Origin of the sequence: Pseudomonas sp. JV245A (assembly GCF_032424515.1) — a bacterium.
GTDB lineage: Bacteria > Pseudomonadota > Gammaproteobacteria > Pseudomonadales > Pseudomonadaceae > Aquipseudomonas > Aquipseudomonas protegens.
Genome location: NZ_VYKE01000471.1, coordinates 1 through 739, shown reverse-complemented (window position 1 = coordinate 739; position 739 = coordinate 1). Strand labels below are relative to the sequence as shown.

The following is a 739-nucleotide window of genomic DNA, read 5'->3' as shown; positions in this document are numbered from 1 at the left end:
CGGCAGCCAGCTGACTATCCGCGTGGCCCACGAGCCTCTGGCACTGGGCAAGGCCTTGCGGTTCAAGGTCCAGGCCCGGGACGTCAGTTTGAGCCTGCAGGACAGCGAGCACAGCAGCATCCTCAACCGCCTGCCGGTAACGGTGCGCGACGAAATCCCCGCGGACAACGCCGCCCATGTGCTGGTGCGTCTGGACGTGGCGGGCAGCCCGTTGCTGGCGCGCATCACCCGCTTCTCCCGGGACCAGTTGAGCCTGCACCCCGGGCAGCAACTCTGGGCACAGATCAAGGCAGTGGCCGTCCTGGCGTAAACCGCAGAGAAAATCGGCACCCTTGGCCGAGGCCGCGGTCCATGGTCTACCGGCCCGCACTTTGCCCAGGACCTGCCGCCATGCCCGACGCTTGCGATACTCCCGCCCTGCCCGCCGACCTGCACTACACCGACGACCGCCAGCCGGGCATCCGGCGGCGCAAGCTGCGGGGCAAGTTCGTCTACTACGACGCCCAGGGCCAGCGCCTTACCCAGGCCGCCGAGGTACAGCGGATCAACGCCCTGGCGATTCCCCCGGCCTACGCAGAGGTGTGGATCTGCCCCGACCCCAAAGGCCATCTGCAGGCCACCGGCCGCGACGCAAGGGGCCGCAAGCAGTACCGCTACCACCCGCGTTGGCGCGAAGTGCGCGACGGTGACAAGTACGCCCGCCTGCTGGCGTTCGGCAACGCCTTGCCCAAGCTGCGCC

1 protein-coding gene and 1 pseudogene are annotated in these 739 nt (G+C 68.9%); both read left to right on the top strand.

Features of this window, described 5'->3' with window-relative positions; all coding sequences use genetic code 11:
* The coding region (locus tag F6S12_RS32510; RefSeq protein WP_315869958.1) for a TOBE domain-containing protein at positions 1–310 on the top strand (310 nt) is incomplete at its 5' end.
* 80 nt (positions 311–390) lie between these two features.
* A pseudogene (locus tag F6S12_RS32505) lies at positions 391–739 on the top strand (DNA topoisomerase IB); the annotation flags it as partial.